Genomic DNA, 24,372 nt, shown 5'->3' on the forward strand with positions numbered 1-24,372 from the left:
TTTTTTTTATTAACCGCAGAGAGCGCAGAGAACGCAGAGTAGGAGAAAAAAGAGAGTTTGTGTTATGATTATTGAACTTGAAAGGATTTACTGCCGATCGCGCGATTTTCAAGAAACATTTTAACTTGCCAATTTCCGGTAGCAGCAGCAGTACCAATTTGGTGGCGGCATTGAGTATTCCAGATGGGTTTGTCGATTTCGCGAGTTTGATAGCGGTTTTGTTTGACAACTTGACCACTAGGATCGATCCAATCGCAGGATATCGATAGTTTTTTGCCTAATGGTGCATCTTTTAATGTAGTACGGTAAAAGATTTCGGGATTGTTTTGGCGGGAAATAACAGTCAAATTGCCGCCATTATCCTGCACCGATGTTATGCGGTTTTGTTGCACCGAAATGCGATCGAGGGCTTGTTGACTTTGTTGGATGTAAAATCCGGTAATTGCGATCGCCCCTACTGCCACTATCGCCAATCCTCCGGCAATTAAGCGATTTAGCTGCTGCTGTCGGGCCAATGCTTTCCGGCGCTGCAACTGAATTAAAGCTTCATCTAGCAACTCTGGAGGTAGATTCAATTCCTGCAAAATTTCTTTGACTTCTGCTGAGTCAAGTTGAGCTTTTTGGAGGTTAGAAAGGCGTTCTACTTCAGCTACTACTTGCGTTAGTTGAGTTTCAGTCAGTCGATTTTCCATAAGTCGCAACCCAATAATAGTTTTTGATGCGGTTGATTTACCTCATCACTCGATCGTTATTGTAGGGCAAGCTGAACTTAAAGTCTATTCATAAATTTCACAATTTTGAACTCATAAAAGTCATATTGTAGGCGCGATCGACATTCCAGCTAAACTTAACAAGTTCATAACACACCTACAATCTCAAATCTCCTATTACTTCATTTCCACTCGCCCTGAAGGGTAAAAGCAGCCCAATAATAGGGAGACTTCCATGGTTCCTGCTGCATCATTTCCATCTGCGCCGCCCTCAAAGCTGCGGCAGGTGGTAACTTTTGTAGCAGCATTTTCTGATAAAATTTTTGCATCAATAAAGAAGTTCCTTCATCGTCCACATTCCACAAACTCACCGCTACCCGCTGTGCCCCCGCATACATGAAACCCCTTGTCAATCCCACCATTCCCTCACCTTGAATGTTCTGCCCCAATCCTGTCTGACAAGCACTTAAAACCACTAAATTTGCTGCCAGTTTCAAGTTGAAAATATCATTCAGTCGCAAGAAGCCATTTACAAGATTGCCCTTGTCATCCACCATCGACATCATAATTCCTGACAGTTCGGGATTTTTGCTATTGGCGATGCCGTGGGTAGCAAAGTGAACGATTTGATAATTGGCTAAATTGCGATCGGTAGCCGCCGTGCGACTGGCTGCAAAATCAAATTGTTGAGTTCTAGCAACTGAAGGTACTAAACTTAATATTATGTCGGCTTCTTTGCGCGTAAAAGGCAGGCGTGTGGGCGGCCATGCTAGATTGGAAGCGCGGCTGGATCGATTTAAACCGAGGTTATTTAATTCTAATTTTTCAGTCGTTGCTTGAGGAACTTTACTCTTGACTCGTTCATCATCGGGACTGAAAACTGGATCGGCTAAAATTGCTAAAGTTCGACTTGGCTGTTTTCTGTCTGCGTAATTTTGCCGGAGAATACTGAGAGTTGATGCGGAAGGTAAGGTAATAATTTCATGTCGGGCAATTAAGAAATTACTAGCATTTTGTCCTGCTACCTGTGTCAGTGATAAAGCAGCAAAAGGAGTATAGTGCAGCACGCCGTCGGGAACAATTAATAGCCGTTTTTGTCCTAACTGGGCTGCGGCTGGCTGTAAAATTAACTCACTCAAACCTGCACTTGCCTCGGCAACTCTTTTCGGTATCTCTCTGTAACGGCCGTCAGTTACAGAGTCTCGAAAAGTGCGGGCTGCTGTTTCAATATCGGCGCGTTTGGGAAGTTCGTAGCTGGTGATTCCAGTAGCTGTCACCACCCACAAATAACTGCGGTCTTCGCCGAGGGAATATTGCAATAAAATAGTATTGTCATCAAGAATCTGTTTTTGGATTTCTGGCAGCGTTAAAGGTTGGGGTTGAGTGAGGGAAGCATAGCGGGGACTGGTGCTGCGAATTTGAGTTTGATTTTGCTGGTATTGTTGCAGTAATTCCATGCGTTTTTTGTCGGTCGCTTCAACTAAATCTGGATTGGGATTGGGGCTGTTGACTAATTCGATGTGGCGTTGTTCTGTGGCGTCTAATTGCTGTTGCAAACTCTTTTCTTGTTGCAATAAATCGGGAGAAATGCCTTCGCGAATGTTGGCATTACTTTCTTGGAGGAGTTCTAGGAGGCTGCGGGCCCTCGAACGTTCACTGGCTTCTAGGGCTTTGGTATCGTAACCGGATTTAGGATTAGTTTTATGCAGTTGCATTAACAAGTCGATGTAGAATTCGTAGTATTCTTGTACTGTGGCAAAGTACGAGCTGCGAAGTTCTGGACTGGTTATTTTGGTGCGGAGATTTTCGACGATCGCGATCGAGGATTCAATGTCTTTGATGGCTTCAGGAAGATTGTTTCGCTCGCGTTTGACATAAGCCATGTTGAGAAGGTTGATAGCTTCCACAGAGCGATTGCCTACTGCCCGATTAAGACGAAGGGACTGGCTGTAATACTCTAGTGCTTTCTGTTCGTCTCCCAATGCTAAGTAGACTAAGCCGCTGTTACTGAGGGTGGCAGCTTCCCCAGAGCGATCGCCCACAGCCCGACGCAGGGGAAGGGATTGGCTGTAATACTCTAGCGCTTTATGTGGGTCTCCCAATAGATCGTAGACTAAGCCGATGTTGTTGAGGGTGGCAGCTTCCCCAGAGCGATCGCCCACAGCCCGACGCAGGGGAAGCGACTGGCTGTAATACTCTAGCGCTTTCCGTGGGTCTCTCAATAGATAGACACTGCCGATGCCGTCGAGGGTGCGAGCTTCCCCGCGACGATCGCCCACTGCCCGAGATAGGGGAAGGGACTGGCTGTAATACTCTAGCGCTTTCTGTTTTTCTCCTAAATATGAGTAGACACTGCCGATGCCGTCGAGGGTGCGAGCTTCCCCGCGACGATCGCCCACTGCCCGAGATAGGGGAAGGGACTGGCTGTAATACTCTAGCGCTTTCTGTTTTTCTCCTAAATGTGAGTAGACACTGCCGATGCTGGTGAGGGTGGCAGCTTCCCCTGAGCGATCGCCCACTGCCCGAAATAGGGGAAGGGACTGGCTGTAATACTCTAGCGCTTTCTGTTTTTCTCCCAAATCATTGTAGACTCTGCCGATGCCAAGGAGGGCGACAGCTTCCCCGTGACGATCGCCCGCTTCCCGAAACAATTTTAATGCTATTTCAAACTGTGCTAAAGCACTTTTTTTCGATTCTACCGTTCCTTGCTGGTAGAGCAGCCGTCCCTCTTTTAATGCTGAGTAGGCAGCATCAATACTGTTAGTTTGTGCGGTTTGTTCGACTTTGCCAACGGGCATCGCTGCTGCTGGCTGACTTAAATGAAGCGAAAGCGCGATCGACATTCCAGCTAAAATCCATTGAGCGCGATCGAACATAACCACCTCTTTTGTATTTGCTTCTATCTTAATCTTTAGCTCGCTTGGTGTAAAGGTAGGAAGAAGTGAGGGCGATCGGCATTTTGCCGGAATTGCTAAACTGAACGAGTAGTGCGATCGAATGATTTACAGCGCTTTTCATGTAGGTGAGGCATACAAAGATTGTAGGTAGGGACACGGCATTGCCGTGTCCTTGCGAGGATTGTTCGATCGACCTGCAATCTGCTGTATGAAAAATATAGTGCGATCGGGTTAAATTTTTAAAGTTAATGCAATACTATAGCGATCGCTTCTATTCGCCTGAGTCTGGCAAGTCAGAAAGTCTGAGCTGCCTCGCTGAATGAAAAATAGTTAAAATGCTAACCTCATCGCTGTTTAGCAAATATACAATGCGGTAACTACCAAAGATAATTTCTCTAAGATTTTCTTCACCGATCTCGGGTACTGTACGCCCCGAGCGTGGAAAAGCTTCTAAACGCTCTACTGCCTCAAATATACGCTCCACAAATACCTCAGCAAAACTGGGCGCATCTCGCGCAATAAAATCCCCGATCGCTTCAATATCTGCTAAGGCCTGAGAAGTCCATCTTATTTGTGCCATGTCTTAATCTGCTTTTTAGCTTGTTCGTGAGACATAGTATCACCAGCCTCGACTTGCTTCAAGCCTCTGTCTATCTTGTAGAGGAAGTAAAGGCGCTCCATCACCTCTGAAAAAGTAACTTCTTGGGGCATTTCTTCGATCGCCTTGAGCACTTTATGTTTTACTGTAGTATTTGCCATGACAATCTTTCTCCTATTGAATCATCTATAGAATATAGCACAAGTACAGATTTGAGGTAAGCGAGCGCCCAACTCAAGCCCAAAGCAAAAACCGCAGACTCTACAAATAAACCCAAATGCGATACTTCTAGCTGCAAAGTAATCAGAAATTTCATCTAAATCGCGACTCGCTTCTGGAGAAACAATGTAGCGACTCATATTTGATTCTCCCGCATTTTGCGAAATTTTTCCTGCAATTTTGCGATGACTATTTCTCCATCAATCCCTTCACCGCGATCGAGTTGAGCTATCCCTGTTGCTACTTTGGGGCGAGTTTCTTCAACCCATTTTTGATAGCTATTGCTTTTTTTTGTCTCGCTGTTTTCGGCTAATAGTTCTAATGCCGCTGCGATTACCTCCTCCGGTGAAGGATATCTGCCACTTGTAACTTGTGCTTCTATGAACTTTTCCTGATCGGGCTTGAGAGTAATTTTCATGGATTTTACCTCTGAGAACCTTTAACTATTATATCATTTCCACTCTCCTTGCAGCAGAAAAGCCGCCATATTATTGGGCGACATTCCAGCCAAAAACCATTGAGCGCGATCGAACATAAATACCCCTTTTGTATTTGCTTCGATCTTAGTCTTTAGCCCGCTTGGTGTAAAGGTAGGAAGAAGTGAGGGCGATCGACATTTTGCCGGAATTGCTAAACTGAACGAGTAGTGCGATCGAACTTTTGCCTAAAATGAGCAACAGCCTAATCGAATCCAATCCGATAAACACCCACTGGGATTGCCCTGAGTGCGAAGGCACAGGTACTGTCAACGGAGAAACTTGTCCCGAATGTCTCGGAGCAAAATATATTGATATTGATACACTAACTAGCTGGATGCTCGCTTTTATGGAATCTCGCGGCTGCAATCCTGATGAAATCGACCAATTGCGAACCGAAAACCCAGATCCGCTGACATTAACATTTTGCCTCGAACTTTGTATCGCCCTTAAATAAACAAACACAAAAACTCTCTCCTCTTTTCTCTTCCTTAGCGCCCTTAGCGCCTTCGCGGTTCAATAAAAAAACTCATTCACAAACCCTTAAAAAATGCCACATCAACGCCCAATATTCATTGCCCCTGCACCGGATGTTGCCCGTAATAAGGCAAAGCATCCCACCAATCAGGGCGACTTCCTTGTTTCCACTCCAAATAAGCTAAATCCAACACGCCAGAAACCGACGCACCCAACTCGCTACCAACTTCAATCAACTGATAGGAACTTCCCCAATTATCTAACTTTTCCTGCCAAGATTCCGCCGTCATTACTGCATCAGAAAACAACTCAGTTACACCCCAATTACTGTTAACTGAATAAACAGCGCCAAATAATTGCCCCCGCTGTGCAGGCATTTGCAGCGCAATATCCTGTCTCAAAAACCCCTCCGATTGTAGGGGCGGTTCTAATTCCAAAAGCCCCCCCGATTGTAGGGGCGGTGCCCCCGTGCCCGCCCTGGATTGAGGTTCCAACCAAGCAACAGCCGCCAAAGTTGAAATAGTAAAAACCGGAATATTCAACTGTTGAGCCAAAGTCCGCGCCGTCACCATACCCATGCGAGTCCCCGTAAAACCTCCGGGCCCCTTCGCCACTGCAATAAAAGCCAAATCTGCCCAAGTTTGTGGCGCGATAAACTCTACTAAATGCTGGTGTAAATCCGTTGCTAAATTGCGGCCCAAATTCCAAGTTTGGCAGCGATAATCGCCGGAAAAATTGCTGATTGCTAAACCTAATTCGGGTGTTGAGGTGTGCAACGCTAAGCCGTATTTTTTTACTAATGTTCCGTCTTGGGGATTGCTATTCACGATTACTGATAATTTTCCTTCACAAAAAACAGAGGCAATGCCACAACCAAGCAACCCAATAAAATGCCAAATATTCCCGTGTTTAAAATCCGTGAATTGCCCATCCCACCGGTTATCAAAAACAGCACTACCAAACTTGCAAATAAATTCTTGTTTGCAAATTCTTTGTCTTGAGAAACTTGATGTTTGACAACCATAAAGCCGGATGCAACTATGAGCGCGAACCAAGAATTAAAGATGACTATTTGAGAGCCAAATATAAACCAAACTAAAGCAAACATGAGGGAATCGAGCCAGAATTCCTGAGTTTTCAACTTCGGAAGCCAAAATTCTTGGGTAGCAACTGGGGCGATTTTCTTGGCTAATTGATGTTGTTGCAGCCGCACGATTTGGTTTCTCAATTGAATCTTGGGATCGATTTGCAATACTTCCTTCCACTCGGGGACGCGAGAATTGTTTACTCTTCCCAACAACTTAATGGCTGCGACTTTATTTAACTGCAAAGCGGTGAGTTTGGTGGCAATTATTTGGGATAAGTGCGGATAGTAAACGGGATTGTCTTCGGTTCTGTTGATGACGATATTGAGCTTTTGCTTGGCTTGACTGATTTGGATTGTAACATTGTACGGGGCGATCGCCTCTTGTAAAGCTTGCTGAATTTCGGCTTGCTCTTCCCGACTGAAAAGTGCAGGTGCGGGCGCCAGTGCAGGCTTGGATTCTGCGCCTGTTTCCGGCGCATCCAACACGGGCTGCACGTCTAAATAGACCGGCTTGGGGTTCAACTGCCGGATGACTGCGGATGCTGAACTGTAGCGCCGGTTTGTGGCACTTTGGAGCATCGTATCGAGGATGCGGCCGAAATCGTCGCTAACAGCACTCTTCAAATAATTTCGCCAAGCCCAAGAATCCTCGGCGCTGTCGAACAAGTCGAAGGGAGGAATGTGAGTCAGCAAGTGAATGCAAGTAACACCCAAACTGTAGATATCGCTAGCAAAAACGGCTTTTCCCATCAATTGTTCTGGGGCTGTATAAGCAGCGCTGCCGATGATTGTACCAGTTTGTGGCAATCCGGTTGCTGTTACTTTCTTTGCTGCACCAAAGTCTACTAAAACGATATCTTTTTGGAAAGGAGAGGGTTGATAGGAATTTTCTAAGGCGGGTAAAGGGGCGGGAGATAGGCGGCGGCGAATGATATTTTCGGGCTTGATATCGCGGTGAATGACTTTGGATTTGTGGACAAAGTGGATCACTGGCAATAAATCGTTGAGGATTTGCCGAATTTGGGTTTCGGTGAATGCTCCTTTTTGTTCTAATTCTTGAGCTAAATTTTTGCCGTCTATAAATTCTTGTACTAAATATTGTCTTCCCTCTTGTTCAAAATGCGCGATTAATTCGGGAATTTGGGGATGTTTCCCCAAGGTTTCTAGCTGGGCTGCTTCTTGGTGGAAGAGTTGCGCGGCTTTTTCGGCTGCGGTGTTTTGTGGCAAAGATTGCTTGATGACGCACTGGGCAAAAGGCTGGGGTTTGGTTTCATCCACTGCTAGAAAAGTTCTGCCGAAGCCTCCTTGGGCGATCGCCCTTATGCTACGGTAGCGAGATGCTGATGGCGATTGTTCGTTAGTTAACAACAATTTTGAGCCGCAACTTTGGCACAATTCTGCATCACTTTGGTTCTGCGGATTGTGACAAGTTGGGTTTAAGCAATAGGACATTGGATTTTAGATTTTAGATTTTAGATTTTAGATTTAGGAATGGGGAATTGGGAATTGGGAATTGGGAATTGGGCATCGGGCATCGGACATCGGACATCGGGAATTGGAACTAAAAAATACCAACTGTTAACGAAGAGGGCGGGCACGGGGACACCGCCCCTACCACAGGTCAAATGTCTACGGTCTACTAACAACTAATAACTAATAACTAACAACTGTCAACTGTCAACTGTCAACTGACTCAAGTTGGTACAAGTTCACCGGGCCGCAATTTGGCCCATTTGCCGGTCTCTTGCTTAAAACTTTGACACCCGACTACATCCCATTCCATTTCTACTTCGTCTTGACGGGGGCGGATGTTGACGTTGATGGTGGGTTCTACGGGATCGAAATCGGGTGTTTCGGTGAGGTGGATTTGTTCGTGCTGTCCTTCTACGGCGTGGTAGGTGAAGCAGCGGTCTACATAGTGGCAGTTAATACAAATACACATTCTTGATATCCTCTGTGCATTTCAAAAAGATTGGTGAATTTTGAGCTTTCTGTTAATCTAGCGTAGCAAGAGTTTTATTGTTTGTAAGGAAAGTAGATTTTTGTTGCGATGCCGATGAATTTGCCACCTGCGTTATCTCCTGAGACTTGGCCGTTCGATTTGGAACTGCTGACACCGCCTGTTTATTTGGTGGGCGGCGCGGTGCGGGATGCGCTGCTGGGCCGCCGATCGCACTATTTTGATTTGGATTTCGTTATGTTAGCACGGGCGGTGAAAACTGCTAGAAAAATTGCCGATCGCACGAAAGGCGGATTTGTGTTGTTGGATGCCGAACGACAGATTGCGCGGGTGGTGTTTGCGGGCGGTACGGTGGATTTTGCCCAGGCTTTCGGGGGGAGTCTGGAGGGGGATTTGCTGCGCCGGGATTTTCGGATTAATGCTATCGCCTGCAATCCTTTTACTGGAGAAATCATCGATCCTTTAGACGGTCAAACTGATTTGCGGTTGGGGTTGCTGCGGATGATTTCGCGATCGAATTTAGAGGACGATCCGCTAAGGTTATTAAGAGCTTACCGCCAAGCAGCACAGTTGGGTTTTGCGATCGAACCGGAAACACAATTTGCGATTCGGGAATTGGCGCCGTTGTTGAGTCGGGTGGCGGTGGAACGGGTGCGGACAGAATTGGGTTATTTGTTGAGCAATAATAACGGTGTTCCTTGGATTTGTAAGGGTTGCGAAGATGGATTGTTTTCGATTTGGTTTGCAAGTGCGATCGACCGTTTCGATATTTTGACAAAAATCGACGCGTGTGCTGCTGAATTGGCGGCAATTTACCCGGAGTTGGGGAAAGAGTTTGGGCGATCGATTCGGGATACAATTAAAACGCCGTTGTTGGCGATCGGGAAGTTGGCTGTTTTGGCAAATTCCGACCCGACAATTGCTGAAACCGAGTTGCTGCGGTTGAAGTACAGCAATGCAGAGATTAAAAGTGCGATCGAGCTTTTGAAATATTTGCCACAACTGCAAGCACAACCGATTGCAGAAATGTCGTTACGAGAACAATATTTCTTGTTTCGCGACGTGGGAATAGTATTTCCAATTTTAGCAGTTTTAGCCATGGCGGTGGGAATTGCGGTTGAGGAGATTGCACTGTTAATTAATCGCTATCTCGATGTCGGTGATATAGTCGCCCATCCCACACAATTAGTGAGCGGCAATGAGTTAATGGAATCTTTGAATATTCCCAGAAGTCCGCGCATCGGTCAATTGTTAATGGAGATTCAATTAGCGCGGGTGGAAGGGAGAATTGCGACTCGCGAAGATGCACTGAAATTGGCGTCAGACTTTGTTGCGGTACAGCCAGATTTGATATAAATACAAATCCCTAAAATGTATAGCGGTTATCAGAAAGATTAGGTACGTTGTTGGGCTTGAGCCTCCTGACTGCCGCATACAAAATACGACTTTGAAACCTCGTTGACTCCTAAATTCGCCTCGACAGATCAAAGATGAGGTATGAGGTACGTTGTTGGGCTTTAGCCCTCTGACTACCGCATACAAAATACAACTTTCATATCTCGTTTATTCCTAAATCCGCCTGGGCAGATGAAAATTTATTGAGAATAGGTTTAAACCGCCGATTTATCTTTGAGCTCCGTGCTGTTGGAGTAACTTCACAATCTCCGGAGTGGATGATTTGTAAGCAATACTTAAAACAGTTTCACCATTTTTGTTTCGAGCATTTACATCCGCACCCTTTGCAAGAAATAACTTCACTAAGGCAGGTTTTAATTGCGGAGAGATACCAGTATGGGGTTGCACAATTCTCATCAACAGAGTAGTATTATCGTAAGGATCTGGTTCGTTCACATCAGCACCGCGATCGATCAATAATTTTACCAGCTCGATATTTCGACCGGAGACAGCGCTGTAAAGTAAACCTGATGGTACTTCAGCTTGATGATCTAGCAGTAATTCAATTATCTCTTGCTTCGTTTTTTCAGACTTAAACCTCTTGATTACAGAAAAAAAGGTGCTGTCATTCACCTTGGCACCTCGCTCGATCAAGGCTTTCATTGCTTGAGAATTGCCCCTATCTGCTGCGATGTTGAGTGCTGTTTGTCCAGTATCGTGACGGGGGAGATCGATCGCCTCCATGTCTGCACCACTGGCGATTAAAAGGTCGATCGCCCCGCTACCCCGTCCAGCAGCCGCCGCGTGCAGGGGCGTTTGTCCTGATTTGTCGAGAGCCCTTACATCCAATCCTTTTTGGAGAAACAACTGTACAATTGCCTGATTCGGGCCAAAAGCAGCCGCGTGTAACAGTGTTTGGTTTAAATAAGTCTTGAAATGGATATCTGCATTTTTTGCCAAGAGCTTTTCGACTGCTGCGCGATCGCCCGTGTAAGCAGCACTAAACAGCAAAATGTTGATATTATCTATTTTGGGCAATTTCCATTCATCTAACATATCCCCAATTCTCACCCGATCGCCCTGCCAGTGCACAGACACAAGTTGCACCATCTCAACACTTGTACTATTCAACTCTCTTCCAGCCGCATCGAACAGAAATACATCGCAGGGGGCATCGCTTCCTCCACCGGGCATAGAAAACAGCATTGGATATCTGAGAATCGCGATCGAATATTTGCCATCAGGACTAAATTCGGCCGTGCGAATACCCAATTTCATAATTTGTCGGGGAGCAACCGAGAGGATAATTAACAAGCCTAAAATACCAAGACAGCCAAAACGAAAGAAACGCATAATTATCTTAAGGTAGCTTATGCGATCGACTATAGCAGTCCTAAATGACTCGTAAAGTTTTTTTACCCCACCCCAACCCTCCCCTTATTAAGGGGAGGGAGTAAGAAGAAATTCACAAATGATTTAGGATTGCTATATAACTCTTAACCTATGTCGGCCGATCGCACTTTGGGAATTAGCAAACAACAATCGCGTTTTGGACGATCGGCAAAATTTACTGCAAGCTAGAGTTGTAATAGTCGTTCTCGATCCACGATTTATATCAAATCCGTTAACATCGTCCTGTATTTATCTCTCTCTTCCCTTTATCTGTATTCTCTGCGGTTAAATCATTCCGATCCAAGCGGAAACGATATTACATACAACAACTAATGCAAAAACCTCGATCCAGCAAAGTCCGGCCATTCCCGTTGGAGCTTGTGCTGATTGTTCCCTTCGTGTTACTATTAATTCGCAAAACTTCCGCATATCCTCGGCGAGGAACTAAGCTTTTCCCAAGTCTGAGCAATTGCTGCATTCCTATCCGCTGTTTCCGTTAAACTTTTAAACTTTGATGATTTTTGAGCGCCTTGAAATACTACAGCCAACATCCTAACGCTTTCTCGATCGACTATCTCAACGACTTACGAGGAGCAATTCTCGCCTCACCTTACTTTGCAACCAACAACCTCAACCGCGATTTCATCGGCACAAAAGGCTTTTCCGTGGTATTTGGGCGCGCTCAAATCGCCGAAGTCGAGCGCCGCTTCCCCTTGTTCAAACCCTATCTAGACCAAGCATTACAGCCGGAATGCAACGCTTTTTACCTCAATCCCCTGCTTCTGGGCGAAGGTTCCCGCGTCGATCCGCATATCGATCGATCTTTGCGATCGTACTGCAAAACGGTTGAACCTCCCGCCGCCGTCAGCGTTTTGTACGTACAAGTTCCCCCAAATTTGCAAGGCGGAGAATTGATACTCCGGCGCAACAAACAGCAAGTCGGACAGATTAAGCCACAAGTCAATTCACTGATCTATTTTCAAGGAGATTTGACACACTCAGTCAACGCCGTAAAAAGTAGCGGGACTCGCTTAAGTTTGGTTTGCGAACAGTACAGTTTGAGCGCCACAGAATTACAAGATATTCCCGGATTTACAATCGAGTCGAGGGCCGCGAAAGCAAAAATCAAATGAGGTTTATCTAGTAAAATAATCAAAATGCTTGTAGGGGCCGGTTAACCAACAATCTCTGACTCAAACCAACAATCTCATAAACCCGCCCCCACCACACGACAAAATTCGATCGCGCGCAATTCAATAGAAGTTTATTCGATAATCGATATCAGATACGTTGCATGAATAACCATGCTTGTAGGGGCGCCCCTCACAAACAATCTCTGACTCAAACCAACAATATCCATAAACCCGCCCCCACCACACGACAAAATTCGATCGCGCGCAATTTAACAGACATGACATGAAGTAGGTGCGTCAGCTTTGAACCCTCAATTCTGGATAAAATAACGCGCTGCTGACACACCCTACAACTCTAATTCTGCCGTTATGCGCGATCGGGCGATCGCCAGCTTGGAAAAAAACTAAAATTCTGTAGCCTACGATACATTTATTTCCTTAATGATTGTTTACACTCTCCAAGTGTAGATTGTGTACTCTCCATAATTCCCCAAAACCATAAACGAGTGCGTTGTTTGCTGGACAGCGATTTAGCGATCGTCGAACCATTAAAAACCATAAGTAGTTTTGACCAGAATTCATAGGAATTAACTCGCACAAAATTTTTGAGCCGATCAGGGTGAAAATTAGCTAGTAAATCTGTGCAGTGCCGACATCTACGATGTTGACTCAAATTAGTACAGTATCCAGTCATCTATTTACTTGCTAATAATCGAAATCGAACCGCATCTATGGAACACCGGATTCTCACCAACACGGACGGCGAAGAGATTCCGCCTCGATTTTCCAATCTTTGAGAGCCTGCCAAATAAGGCATTCTTCAAAAAGTTAGGTCAGACTAAATGTTGGTAGATCCAACATATTCGTCAACGGTTAGACTTGCACTAACCTATATTTTTTCACAGCTACCTGTCCCTAATTCCCATAAAAATAACCATGAGTGGAAACGAATCGCGCATTCAAGCAATTTCTCAAATCGTCAACCGCCAAATCACTCCCGCAAAGCCTCCCAAGCGGTTAGAAGAAATGTGGGCAACAGACGTTTTCAGTCTGAGCAAAATGCAAGAAAGCCTGCCCAAAAGTATTTTTAAATCAGTAAAAAATACCATTCAAACCGGGCAAACACTAGATCCTTCCGTAGCCGATGTCGTTGCAGTAGCAATGAAAGATTGGGCTATTTCCAAAGGAGCCCTCTACTACGCCCACGTATTTTACCCGCTAACCAACAGCACCGCCGAAAAACACGACGGTTTCATCTCCGTCCAAAGCGACGGCTCCGTCATCTCAGAATTTGCAGGTAAACTGCTAGTACAAGGCGAACCCGACGGTTCCTCCTTCCCCAACGGTGGCATTCGCTCCACCGCAGCAGCTCGCGGATACACAGCATGGGATGTCACCAGCCCCGCCTATGTCATGGAAACAGACAACGGCATGACATTGTGCATTCCCACTGTTTTCATCTCCTGGACAGGTGAAGCCCTAGACAAGAAAACCCCGCTTTTGCGCTCCATTGCTGCCATGAACAAAGCAGCAACCAGAGTCTTAAAACTGTTAGGAAATACCGAAGTAGCTCCCGTAAATTCCAGTTGCGGTTCCGAGCAAGAATACTTCCTAATAGATTCCAACTTCGCCAACAGCCGCCCCGATTTACTATTAGCAGGTCGCACCCTGTTCGGCAAACCTCCAGCCAAAGGTCAGCAATTTGACGACCACTATTTTGGAGCAATCCCAGAGCGCGTTCAAGTCTTCATGCAAGAAGTTGAAGAAAGAATGTACCGCCTGGGCATTCCTGCCAAAACCCGCCACAACGAAGTAGCACCCGGTCAGTTTGAAATTGCACCAGTTTTTGAAGCAGCAAACGTCGCCAGCGACCACCAACAATTAACCATGACAATTCTACGCAACACTGCGAAGAAACATGGTTTTATGTGCTTGCTCCACGAGAAGCCTTTCGCAGGAATCAACGGTTCCGGCAAACACGTTAACTGGTCAGTCGGTAACGCCACCCAAGGCAACTTATTAGATCCAGGCGATACACCGCACTCCAACATACAATTCCTAGTTTTCTGCGGCGCTGTAATTCGCGGCGTTCACAAATACGGCCCCTTGTTGCGCGCAGTAGTTGCAACTGCTAGCAACGACCATCGCTTGGGTGCCAATGAAGCTCCGCCAGCGATTATCTCCGTCTACTTGGGTTCGCAATTAGAAGATATCTTCGAGCAAATTCGCCAGGGCGGAGTTAAGGGTTCTCAAGGTCGGGGAATTATGAATTTAGGCGTAGAAACACTGCCTACTTTCATAAAAGATGCCGGTGACAGAAACCGGACTTCGCCCTTTGCCTTTACTGGAAACCGCTTTGAATTCCGCGCAGTAGGTTCCGGTCAATCTGTTTCCGGCCCGCTGGTGGCAATGAATACAATTCTTGCCGATTCTTTGGACTGGGTTGCTAACAAATTAGAAAGCGATTTGGCTAAGGGAACTGAACTAAATGCTGCGATCCAAACACTTTTGAAAGAAGTGATGGACGAGCACGGCGCCGTAGTATTTGGTGGCAACGGCTATTCTGAAGAATGGCACAAAATGGCCGTTGAAGAACGCGGTTTAGCTAACTTGCGGACTACCGCCGATGCTTTGCCCGTATTGAAGGCAGAATACATTGAGGACTTGTTTGAAAAGACAGGCGTTCTGACTCCGGTTGAATTGGAAAGCCGTTTTGATGTGTATGCAGAGCAGTATATACTGGCTATTGAAGTCGAAGCAAAACTGGTCGGCAGCATTTCCAAAACAATGATTTATCCGGCAGCGGTGAGATATTTGTCGGATCTTTCTAACACAATTGCTGGCTTGAAAGAGATTGGCATTGAATTAGAAAAGGCAACTGCTGAAAAAGTCGCGACGCTGGTTAAGTCGATGATGGATACTGCGAGCAAGTTGAGTGATGCTTTGGGCAAGCACGATTTTGCTACAACTGAAGAGCATATGCAGTTTGCTTCGCAAACCATTCGTCCTTTGATGGATGAGGTTCGTCAGTATGTTGATGCTTTGGAAGCTGAAGTGGCTGATGATTTGTGGCCGCTGCCTACTTATCAAGAAATGCTGTTTGTTAAGTAATAGCAAATTGAGTTAATTTCTGTAGGGATGCGGCAGTGCCGTGTCCTTATTTTTTTGTGAGTCTTGGATTTCAAATAAAGGTATGTTGTTGCGCTTCAGCGCTCTTTATATAATAGAAAAGAGCGCTGAAGCGCAACAACGTACCTAAAGAGGAATATCGAACTCAATTACCCGCTAATCGCGGTTTTTTCGCTAGAAGGTTCCCCACTAGCAGGAGGTACTACTGAATCGCCAAAAGCAATCCGCAAAAACGGCGGCGCCAAGAAAGTCGTCAGAATCACCATGATAATAATCGAGACTTCCAACGGCTTATCCAACACCCCACTCGCCGAACCAATTCCGGCAAAAACCAAACCGACTTCGCCCCGAGGAATCATCCCAACTCCGATCGCCCATCGATTGATTCCGGGCACACCAAACACCACCCAACCTGTCACAATTTTGCCAATAATCGCCACCACAATCAAGAAAGCAGCAATCAAAAGTCCGGCGCGATTGTCCGGTATCGCTGGGTTCAAAACTCCCAAATCTGCCCTGGCTCCCACTGTCACAAAAAAGATGGGCACAACTACATCAGCGATGGGTTTAATCAATTCATCCAACTCGTTGCGCGCATCGCTTTTATCCAAAACCAAACCAGCCGCAAACGCACCCAAAATCGCTTCCAGATGAATTGCGTTGCCCAGAAATGCCATGAATAAGGCGAAAATAAAAGCTGGGATGATAATATTGCCGCGAGTTTTGAGTTGGCCCACCACCGCCGAGAAGGTTTTGTCGAAGACACCGCCCAACAGAATCGAACCTAACAGAAATACAGTGGCGCTGACAATCAAATAGATGACATTAACAACATCAATTTCACCAGTTTTAGCCAAGCTAGCGACAACAGCTAGGACAATAATTCCCAGCACATCATCAATCACCGCCGCACCGACAATAATTTGACCTTCTTTAGATGTAAGTTGTCCTAAATCGGACAACACTTTTGAGGTAATTCCGATGCTGGTTGCTGTCAAAGCCGCCCCTGCAAAAATCGCCGGAATTGCCGGAGTGTGGAAAATGAGCATCAAGCCGACAGTACCTGCGGCAAAGGGAACAGCCACGCCTACACAGGCGACAACGACGGCTTGAACTCCGACTTGTTTTAGTTGATTGAGATCGGACTCTAAGCCAATTTCAAACAGCAGAATAATTACGCCTAATTCGCCCAGCACAGATATGATTTCACTCTGCGACTCAAAGACACTGGTAAGGGCGGCAGGGGATAGATGGTTGAGCGATTGCAAAACACTCATAATCCCCGAGTCGGAAGCTGACAGCCCGCTTTCGGAAAAAACGATCAGGTGTAAAGCAGACACCCCGACAATTACCCCTGCTACCAATTCACCCAATACGGGCGGTAAATCGAAGTTTCTCGCTACTTCTGCGCCTAATTTACTGGCGATATAAATCACTACTAAACTGAGCAAAACTCCGCTGAGGACGATCGGCGAATTTTCGGGATCGACTGCTGCTAGCAGAGGTATGGGGGCAATTAGTGATGCCATCCCTGAACTTAAGGCTGTAATTGTAGGGTTCAAAAACATGGGTGACGTGTTAAACAGTTGACAGTTGACAGTTGATAGTTGACAATGAGTTGCAAAACTGATAAATGCTAGATTTTGGGTAGCCACTTAACTCAATTTTTACTTACGCAACTGTCATCATCCCATCAACTTGTAGGGTGCGTCATATAAAATTATCGAACGATTATCAGGTATCTAATATCTGACGCACCTTACAATATATACCAGTTGTGTAAGTCGTGTCGATATGACTATTAAGCAAAACTCGAAGAACCCAAATCTGGGGGTACATCCTGCCACCGCCCTTGTCCAACGGCTTGAATTGCTTCTTTTAGCAAGATATCGCCGGTATAAATTGCCCTACCAACGATCGCACTTTTGACACCAATTGGTTCCAAAGCCAACAAACTCAACAAATCTGCGATCGAACTGACGCCGCCGGAAGCAATCACCGGAATCGAGATGGCGCTAGCAATTTCCCGCAAAGATTCCAAATTCGGCCCTTCCATGGTACCGTCGCGGTGAATGTCGGTGTAAATAATTTCAGCCGCCCCTAATTCTGTCATTTTTTGCGCCAATTCTGTCGCTAACACTTCGGAAGTTTCCAGCCAGCCTCTAGTCGCAACTTTACCGTTTCTGGCATCGATTCCGACGAGAATTTGACCTGGAAATTCGGCACACAATTCACCGACTAATTGCGGTTGTTCGACGGCGACAGTGCCGAGAATGGCGCGCTGAACGCCTAATTTGAGAATTGCCGCGACAGAAGGGCGATCGCGCATTCCGCCTCCTAATTGACAGGGAACGTCTACTGCGCGGACGATCGCCTCAATAGCTGCTAAGTTTACAGGATGACCTGCTTTTGCTCCATCGAGGTCTACCAAATGCAGCATTGTCGCACCTTCATTTACCCACTGTCTGGCGACTTCGACGGGATTTTCGTTAAAAGTTTGGGACTTGGCGTAGTCTCCCTGATAGAGTCTGACGCATTTTCCATCCAAAAGGTCGATCGCTGGAATTACATTCATAATATTTGGGAATTGGGAATTGGGAATTGGGCATCAGGAATTGGGCATCGGGCATCAGGAATTGGGAATTGGGAATTGGTGATTCCTACTAACAACTGTCAACTGTCAACTGTCAACTGTCAACTGTCAACTGTCAACTGTCAACTGTCAACTGATTAACGCTGTCAACGGTTTAAATACATTCGCAACCGCTATTTAAATGAAACATAATCGATGACGATAGAGTTGACCACAAAGGAGTATCAATCTCAGCTTCTCGCAAAGCTTCTGCCGTCCAGTCATTGCAAGTTCTCAAAATCGAGTAACTGCCTTTTGCTTCATAAAAACTGTCACTGTTGTAGTAGCCGTAGCTGATTTTTATTTTATTACCTGCTGCGTCTAATTGGAATGTATTTTTAATAAAATTTACCAGCCTCCGATAATTTTCCACACTAATTTTAACACATTTAGTTTCTATATCTTGGGGAAAAACTCGATAACCTTGAACGTGGAGGGTAGACGGAGTCGGGAGAAATAGCGCGTTGAAAGCTATAACTGGGTTGATGGTTGCTGAGGTGGGAGTTTCCAACATGAAAGCTCGATCTCCCCACCCAAAAGACAAATATTTATAATCATAATTTGCTTCCCGTCCTATTTCTGTAATTGGTAAATATTGATTCCAGTTAAAATATTGATTTTTAACTGGAACGATGATTTCGGTGTGGATGCCTTGGTTAGAAACTTGTACGCTAACTGTGCGATTTTTTTGCGAGGTGTCTCCCCACTTTCGGGGAGTCAGGTAGCCGATTGCAGCAAGGACAGCAATCAGACATAAATTAAAAATACAAATGCGGCAAATTAATTTAGTGTTAAACATTATATCTCTTTGTAAGGTTCGTAGTGAGGACTTTAGTCCTTAAAAATTTGAAAAAGAAGGACTAAAGTCCTATTTCAAGGTTCGTAGTGAGGACTTTAGTCCTTAAAAATTTAAGAAAGAAGGACTAAAGTCCTATTTCAAGGTTCGTAGTGAGGACTTTAGTCCTTGATAATCTGAAAAAGAAGGACTAAAGTCCTCACTACGAACGAAGAATGACTGTCCTTAATAATCTGAAAAAGAAGGACTAAAGTCCTCACTACGAACAAAGAAGGACTAAAGTCCTCACTACGAACGAAGAAGACTGAAGTCCTCATTACGAAAGGTTTTAAACTGGTGGGCGTTGCATCTTTGCGGGAAAGAATTCTTGCAGTGCAGAGTCTCGCTGTTGGGGAGTTTCCTTCGCCCAATTTGACAAGCTTTCATAGAAAAAGAAGGAAACTCCTGCAAAATTTCTGTTTCGGACTGCTTGCACTTGCTCTTGAATTTGTGGCAGCGGAATAGAACTGTTTTTCAAACCTGTTAAAATACCGATCGCAGTTGGAATGTGTTTTTTAGCGATTTTGACTTCTTCCCGTTCCAGTTCGGCATTAAAACGCTTGATGTCGTTGCGATACACCTGTACTATAAGTTCTTCGATGTAACCGCGTCTTTCCCACGTAAACCAGTCCTGCAAGTGGGCGGGTAAGGCAAAGTGCAAGGGATTGGGAGATACACTAATAATACATTTTTGTTTGCGGGATTTGATGGCGCGGGAAATTTGTCCCATGAAGTCGTTGATTTTGTCGGCGCGCCAGCGGATCCAGAAGGTTTCGCGGGCGTCATTGGAAGGAGGACTTTTGATTTGTTTCTCATACATTAACACTGTTTGCGGCTCGTAGCCAAACTCTACGGGCAAACCGAAATGGTCGTCAAATTGAATCCCATCTATATCGTAATTATCGACGATTTCTAAGATTAAATCTAAGATAAATTTCTGGACTTCTGCATGAAAAGGATTCAGCCAAACTCGATCGTGCGTGCCTTCTTTCCAAATAGTTGAACCGTCGCGCCGCTTCGCCAGCCAGTCGGGGTGAAGTCTGGCTAATTCCGATTCGGCGGGGGCCATGAAACCAAACTCAAACCACGGGATTACTGCTATATTTTTTTTGTGGGATTGTGCTATAATTTCTTTGAGAATGTCTCGGTCTTGCAATCCTGGTGATGGGTCGATCGACTTTCCGAATACTCGTTTGGCTACAGGGCTGGGATAAAGCGTGTAGCCTCCTTGCCAAACCGTGGGATAAATGGTGTTAAAGTTCAGTTTGTCCAGTCGGTTGACAGCGTCAATTATGTTGCTGCGCGAGAAAATAACGTCGCTGTCAATGTTCGTCAGCCAGATGCCGCGCAATTCGGTTGTTGGGGTTTTGGGCGAAGTTTGAGCTTCGATTCGGGGGGAGAAAATTGCGGCGGAGCTAAGGGCGATCGCAAAAATAGCTATTAAAGCCAGTATCCGCCGCCATTTGTGCAGTTTAATCATCGATTTTTCGCAAACACCACAATTTAACATCATACTGTAACGTTCGCATTGCAAACCTGACAATTATTCTTCAACCCGCGGAGGCGGGTTTTGTCTGTATAGTCGCGGTTTCAACCGCCGAGTCTTTCTTCAACCCGCTTCCTCAGGTTTTGTTTGTATAAGCCTGGTTTCAACCGCCGAGTGGCAATTTCATCACTTGGCGGTAGTGCGATTCAATCTCGCCCACCATTGGTGATTGACGCTTGCTACTCCACTCGCTGCGATCGAATAATTGCCGCCTCAAACCATCAACATCGATCGTTTTCACCTTCCCTTCAGCGACAATTTGTTTGCCGTTTACCCAAACACTGTCTACCGCATTTGTCGGGCGTCCCAAAATTAGCAAGCCAATCGGATCGGTGCGCGGCAACAATGATAAACTGGTTAAATCGTACAGCACAAAATCCGCTTTTTTGCCGACAGTCAGCGAACCCATTTCATCGCCGAGATTCAAGCCTTTTGCTCCGCCCAGCGATGCCATTTCTACAGACTGACGCGGTGTAATCCAGTGGCGGTAATCCAAATCCGTAATATTGTGCAGAATCGAACCAATTTTAATTGCTTCCAGCAAATCCTGAGAGTCGTTGCTAGCGGCGCCGTCGCAGCCGAAAGATACGTTTACTCCGGCTTGGCGGTATTTTAAAATTGGTGCAATCCCGCTTCCCAGCCGCAGGTTGCTGAGGGGATTGTGTACGACTGTCGATTGAGTTGCTGCCAGGATTCCAATATCAGCATCGTCCAGCCACACGCAGTGCGCTAAGGAAGTGCGCGGACTTAAATAACCGATTTGTTGCAAATGTTTGACAGCGCTACAGCCGTATTTTTCGTGAGCCAACTGTTTTTGAGCGGGCGTTTCCAAGAGGTGGGCGTGCAGGCAAAGATTGTAGCGATCGCCCAAATCGATGCAGCCTTCAAACAAAGCATCGGAACACAGTTGAATTCCCGTCGGTGCCAGCAATATATTAACACCTTTTTCGGGATGGTGAAACTGTTTGATAGCTGCTTCCATGAGTTCCAAAGTTGCCTTTGTCGAGCGAATGTAAGCAGCGTGTTCGATACCGCCCTCGCCCGCAGGCATTCCCGCTGTCAGGGATTCATCTTGAATTAACGGCCCGATAAAAGCGCGGATGCCGATTTCTTGATAAGCGCGAACTGCGGCGGCAATTGTCTCTAATTCTTGCCCCGGAATCAAAACTAAATGATCGACTACGCTTGTACCGCCAGAGAGCAAAGTTTCTACCGCAGTTCCCAAGGCACTCAAGTAAACTTGTTCGGGATCGAGAGGCGTGAAATCGTACAGTTCCCCAATCCACAACTCCAGGGGCAAAGGGGGAATAATCCCGCGCTGCCACATTTCAGAAGAGTGGGTGTGCGCGTTGACAAAACCGGGCAGCAGCAGCTTATTTTTGCCATCCATTGTTGTTCCTGTCGGATCTAAATTAGGTTCGATCGCACTTATGCAATTATCCGCCACTTGCACGTCTGCGGTTTCATAGCCACTCTCAACAGGAATTAAAGCATTTTGGATTGTAAAACTCATAGATTTACCCTGTCTGGTGAATTCACATCTATTTCTATTTTAGGACTAAATCATCTTCTTTCATCTCGTTCTCAGCTTTTAAAGATTGTTTAATCTCGTTCCGAGGTTATGCCTGGTAACGCATATAAGCGAGGAAGAGCCTCACCTGTGCTTTACTGGCAGGGCAGTTTTATTGTCAGGATACGATATATAAAATTACCCAAAGTATCGCTAGCCAAGGTACGTTGTTGGGATGCGAGCCCTCTTTCCTAATATTATAAAGAGCGCTGAAGCGCAACTACGTACCTAATTTTTATGACGAGTGTAAAATTACCATACTCGCCTGTGGTTTACTGGAGGCAGAGCCTTGTACAAGGAATTCCCAGGCATAGCCTGGGAACGAGAAAATAGCCTAGAAACTAGAAACTTTTTGCCTAAGTTTTGTTGATTTTAATAAAAAATAAAGTAGCTCCAAGCAGTGACGAATGATAGTTATTGCTCAATCTTAGCAAAGATTTAAGGTATGACAAAGTTAGGAACAATCAAATAGTCCTAAAATTGAAAGTGTTTTCAAATCACAATTAATATGAATCCAGATAGCCTCCGCACCTTGGGCGTTGCGCCCAATGCTTGGAAAGTTGATGCTAAAATTGCCGACATCACCCGATCGCCGATCGCGCCTCAACCTGTTACCCTAGAAACAGAAACCAAAACCCTGCGATTGGACTTAGCAAAAGCAGCGATGCTGGTGATAGATATGCAAAACGATTTCTGTCACCCCGACGGTTGGCTATCACACATCGGCGTCGATGTCACACCTGCGCGCACTCCAATTAATCCCTTGCAAAATTTGCTGCCAAAATTGCGATCGCACGCAGTACCCATTATTTGGATAAACTGGGGAAACCGCCCCGATTTGCTCAATATTAGCGCAGCTTCGCGCCACGTTTACAATCCCACGGGCGAGGGCGTAGGTTTGGGAGATCCGCTACCCAAAAATGGCGCACCTGTTTTGACGGCGGGGAGTTGGGCGGCCGCCGTTGTTGATGAATTAGAACAGAAACCAGAGGATATTTGCATTGATAAATATCGCATGAGTGCCTTTTGGGATACTCCTTTAGATAGTATCCTCCGCAACCTGGGAAGAACTACACTTTTCTTTGGAGGAGTCAACGCAGATCAGTGTGTCATGGCTACCCTACAAGATGCTTGTTTTCTCAACTACGACTGCATTTTGGTCAAAGATTGTACAGCTACTACATCTCCAGAGTTTTGTTGGCAGGCTACTCTTTATAACGTTAAACAATGTTTTGGGTTTTTGTCTGATTCTCAGGCTATGTTAGAAGCAATTAAATAACTAGGGAATTAGTCATTGGTTATTGGTCATTGGTCATTGGTCATTGGTCATTGGTCATTAGTAATAAACTTGGGAGGTTGAGCCACTTACTAATGACCGTGAATACTCAGTAATGATAGCAGAAACATATAGAAACCGTCCGTGACGGTCAGGAAATTCTTAATTGCTAAAATCCTGGGTTCTCTTCCTTCTTCCTTCTTCCTTCTTCTCTCTTCCTTTGGAGTGACATCCATTACATCCGTTACATCCGTTACAGAATCCGTTGCCGAACTTCCTTCAGCTATAACAACTCACAACTAACAATAAAAAAATGACAAACCAGTGCATGATTCCTGTAATGAAATCGCCTCAAGACTACCAAGCATTTCGCATTAGCCCGGGCGATACTAATAGATTAGCCATAGTTTTCGATCCGGCAACCGCGAATGCCTCATTAACTGTTTGCATCGAGATTTTCGATCCGGGCGGAAAAACTCCTCCCAACCGCCATCAATTTGCGGTAGAAATGTTTTTTGTACTCAAAGGAAGAGGGCAAGCGACTTGCGACGGCAAAACAGTTAGTATTAAACCGGGTGATAGTTTGTTAGTGCCTCCAACGGGGACTCACGTCATTGAAAATACGGGCAGCGAACGTCTTTACACCTTGTGCATCATGGTGCCAAACGAGGATTTTGTGGAACTAATTCGCAGCGGTACGCCAGTCGAACTCGATGAGGAAGATATGAGGGTTCTCGGGCGATCGGATGTACTCGTGCCGTGCTAGATTTGATCGTTCGGACTTCAGTCCGCAAAATAAACGACTAAATGCGCTAGGTTCGTAGTGAGGACTTCAGTCCGCAAAAGAAAATAAAGGAAAATAAAGGAAAATAAAGGAAAGCACTTTAGTCCTGACTACAAACCTGAAAAAAAAGGACTAAAGTCGAATGGCACTGAAAAAGGCTTAATCACCTTCGTAGTTTAGCTTTCAAGACAGAGCGAGGTTCTTGCATTCGAGGATACGGTTTCGGCCTTCGTTTTAAAACTCTGGGTTCAGAACG

General features: G+C 45.6%; 22 protein-coding genes. 7 read left to right on the forward strand and 15 right to left on the reverse strand.

Annotated features, from left to right (window positions below):
- Positions 1 to 68 precede the first annotated feature (68 nt).
- The 6 genes from QZ918_RS19380 to QZ918_RS19405 all read right to left on the reverse strand — a co-directional run bounded on the left by QZ918_RS19380 (position 69) and on the right by QZ918_RS19405 (position 4,842).
- Positions 69 to 692, reverse strand: a complete 624-nt coding sequence (locus tag QZ918_RS19380; RefSeq protein WP_293337756.1) for a DUF3859 domain-containing protein — start codon at positions 690 to 692, stop codon at positions 69 to 71.
- Between the two features lie 200 nt (positions 693 to 892).
- Entirely contained in the window at positions 893 to 3,586 is a 2,694-nt protein-coding gene (locus QZ918_RS19385) for a CHAT domain-containing tetratricopeptide repeat protein (protein ID WP_293337758.1), read from the reverse strand.
- 28 nt (positions 3,587 to 3,614) lie between these two features.
- On the reverse strand, positions 3,615 to 3,764 hold the full coding sequence (locus QZ918_RS19390) for a hypothetical protein (RefSeq protein WP_293337760.1): 150 nt from the start codon (positions 3,762 to 3,764) through the stop codon (positions 3,615 to 3,617).
- Between the two features lie 114 nt (positions 3,765 to 3,878).
- Positions 3,879 to 4,187, reverse strand: a complete 309-nt coding sequence (locus QZ918_RS19395) for a type II toxin-antitoxin system RelE/ParE family toxin (RefSeq protein WP_293337762.1) — start codon at positions 4,185 to 4,187, stop codon at positions 3,879 to 3,881.
- Complete coding sequence (locus QZ918_RS19400) at positions 4,175 to 4,366, reverse strand: hypothetical protein (RefSeq protein ID WP_293337764.1); 192 nt, start codon at positions 4,364 to 4,366, stop codon at positions 4,175 to 4,177. Before QZ918_RS19400 ends, QZ918_RS19395 begins: the two co-directional genes overlap by 13 nt.
- 194 nt (positions 4,367 to 4,560) lie before the next feature.
- Positions 4,561 to 4,842, reverse strand: coding sequence for a ribbon-helix-helix domain-containing protein (locus tag QZ918_RS19405; RefSeq protein WP_293146361.1), 282 nt, complete (start codon positions 4,840 to 4,842; stop codon positions 4,561 to 4,563).
- 251 nt (positions 4,843 to 5,093) lie between these two features.
- Here QZ918_RS19405 and QZ918_RS19410 point away from each other — a divergent pair, with 251 nt between their 5' ends.
- Positions 5,094 to 5,357 (forward strand): J domain-containing protein, encoded by a 264-nt coding sequence (locus QZ918_RS19410; RefSeq protein WP_293146359.1) that lies wholly within the window; start codon positions 5,094 to 5,096, stop codon positions 5,355 to 5,357.
- 115 nt (positions 5,358 to 5,472) lie between these two features.
- Here QZ918_RS19410 and tsaB read toward each other — a convergent pair whose 3' ends face one another.
- From tsaB to QZ918_RS19425, 3 genes are all read right to left on the reverse strand, one after another.
- Complete coding sequence (gene tsaB / locus QZ918_RS19415) at positions 5,473 to 6,204, reverse strand: tRNA (adenosine(37)-N6)-threonylcarbamoyltransferase complex dimerization subunit type 1 TsaB (protein WP_293337766.1); 732 nt, start codon at positions 6,202 to 6,204, stop codon at positions 5,473 to 5,475.
- 2 nt (positions 6,205 to 6,206) lie between these two features.
- The gene (locus tag QZ918_RS19420) at positions 6,207 to 7,916 is read right to left on the reverse strand and encodes a serine/threonine-protein kinase (RefSeq protein ID WP_293337768.1); all 1,710 of its coding nucleotides are present in this window, start codon (positions 7,914 to 7,916) and stop codon (positions 6,207 to 6,209) included.
- Positions 7,917 to 8,157: 241 nt separating this feature from the next.
- On the reverse strand, positions 8,158 to 8,406 hold the full coding sequence (locus QZ918_RS19425) for a Ycf34 family protein (RefSeq protein WP_293146353.1): 249 nt from the start codon (positions 8,404 to 8,406) through the stop codon (positions 8,158 to 8,160).
- A 108-nt stretch (positions 8,407 to 8,514) separates the two neighbouring features.
- Between QZ918_RS19425 and QZ918_RS19430 the strand changes: the two genes are divergently transcribed.
- Positions 8,515 to 9,780, forward strand: a complete 1,266-nt coding sequence (locus tag QZ918_RS19430) for a CCA tRNA nucleotidyltransferase (protein WP_293337770.1) — start codon at positions 8,515 to 8,517, stop codon at positions 9,778 to 9,780.
- Between the two features lie 267 nt (positions 9,781 to 10,047).
- On the opposite strand, the gene QZ918_RS19435 is transcribed toward QZ918_RS19430, so the two are convergent.
- The gene (locus QZ918_RS19435; protein WP_293337772.1) at positions 10,048 to 11,172 is read right to left on the reverse strand and encodes an ankyrin repeat domain-containing protein; all 1,125 of its coding nucleotides are present in this window, start codon (positions 11,170 to 11,172) and stop codon (positions 10,048 to 10,050) included.
- Between the two features lie 560 nt (positions 11,173 to 11,732).
- Here QZ918_RS19435 and QZ918_RS19440 point away from each other — a divergent pair.
- Positions 11,733 to 12,344, forward strand: a complete 612-nt coding sequence (locus QZ918_RS19440) for a 2OG-Fe(II) oxygenase (RefSeq protein WP_293146347.1) — start codon at positions 11,733 to 11,735, stop codon at positions 12,342 to 12,344.
- Positions 12,345 to 13,280: 936 nt separating this feature from the next.
- Entirely contained in the window at positions 13,281 to 15,455 is a 2,175-nt protein-coding gene (locus QZ918_RS19445) for a glutamine synthetase III family protein (protein WP_293337774.1), read from the forward strand.
- Between the two features lie 167 nt (positions 15,456 to 15,622).
- Here QZ918_RS19445 and QZ918_RS19450 read toward each other — a convergent pair whose 3' ends face one another.
- Both QZ918_RS19450 and hisA read right to left on the reverse strand, forming a co-directional pair.
- Positions 15,623 to 17,041, reverse strand: a complete 1,419-nt coding sequence (locus QZ918_RS19450) for a cation:proton antiporter (RefSeq protein ID WP_293337790.1) — start codon at positions 17,039 to 17,041, stop codon at positions 15,623 to 15,625.
- Positions 17,042 to 17,274: 233 nt separating this feature from the next.
- Positions 17,275 to 18,048: a 1-(5-phosphoribosyl)-5-[(5-phosphoribosylamino)methylideneamino]imidazole-4-carboxamide isomerase gene (gene hisA, locus QZ918_RS19455; RefSeq protein WP_293337776.1), complete on the reverse strand. Its 774-nt coding sequence runs from the start codon at positions 18,046 to 18,048 to the stop codon at positions 17,275 to 17,277.
- A 12-nt stretch (positions 18,049 to 18,060) separates the two neighbouring features.
- Between hisA and QZ918_RS19460 the strand changes: the two genes are divergently transcribed.
- Positions 18,061 to 18,207: a hypothetical protein gene (locus QZ918_RS19460; RefSeq protein ID WP_293337778.1), complete on the forward strand. Its 147-nt coding sequence runs from the start codon at positions 18,061 to 18,063 to the stop codon at positions 18,205 to 18,207.
- Positions 18,208 to 18,220: 13 nt separating this feature from the next.
- Here QZ918_RS19460 and QZ918_RS19465 read toward each other — a convergent pair whose 3' ends face one another.
- From QZ918_RS19465 to QZ918_RS19475, 3 genes are all read right to left on the reverse strand, one after another.
- Complete coding sequence (locus tag QZ918_RS19465; protein WP_293337780.1) at positions 18,221 to 18,904, reverse strand: TIGR02117 family protein; 684 nt, start codon at positions 18,902 to 18,904, stop codon at positions 18,221 to 18,223.
- Between the two features lie 325 nt (positions 18,905 to 19,229).
- On the reverse strand, positions 19,230 to 20,420 hold the full coding sequence (locus QZ918_RS19470; protein ID WP_293337782.1) for a glycoside hydrolase family 10-like protein: 1,191 nt from the start codon (positions 20,418 to 20,420) through the stop codon (positions 19,230 to 19,232).
- A 169-nt stretch (positions 20,421 to 20,589) separates the two neighbouring features.
- Entirely contained in the window at positions 20,590 to 21,999 is a 1,410-nt protein-coding gene (locus QZ918_RS19475; protein ID WP_293337784.1) for an amidohydrolase, read from the reverse strand.
- A 565-nt stretch (positions 22,000 to 22,564) separates the two neighbouring features.
- Between QZ918_RS19475 and QZ918_RS19480 the strand changes: the two genes are divergently transcribed.
- Both QZ918_RS19480 and QZ918_RS19485 read left to right on the forward strand, forming a co-directional pair.
- Positions 22,565 to 23,335 carry a cysteine hydrolase family protein gene (locus QZ918_RS19480; RefSeq protein ID WP_293337786.1) on the forward strand — a complete coding sequence of 257 codons (771 nt, stop codon included), beginning with the start codon at positions 22,565 to 22,567 and terminating at the stop codon, positions 23,333 to 23,335.
- Between the two features lie 310 nt (positions 23,336 to 23,645).
- The gene (locus QZ918_RS19485; RefSeq protein WP_293146325.1) at positions 23,646 to 24,098 is read left to right on the forward strand and encodes a cupin domain-containing protein; all 453 of its coding nucleotides are present in this window, start codon (positions 23,646 to 23,648) and stop codon (positions 24,096 to 24,098) included.
- The last annotated feature ends 274 nt before the right edge of the window (positions 24,099 to 24,372 follow it).

The sequence above is a fragment of the Microcoleus sp. CAWBG58 genome, from assembly GCF_020883045.1.
In the GTDB taxonomy this organism is placed as follows: Bacteria; Cyanobacteriota; Cyanobacteriia; order Cyanobacteriales; family Microcoleaceae; genus Microcoleus.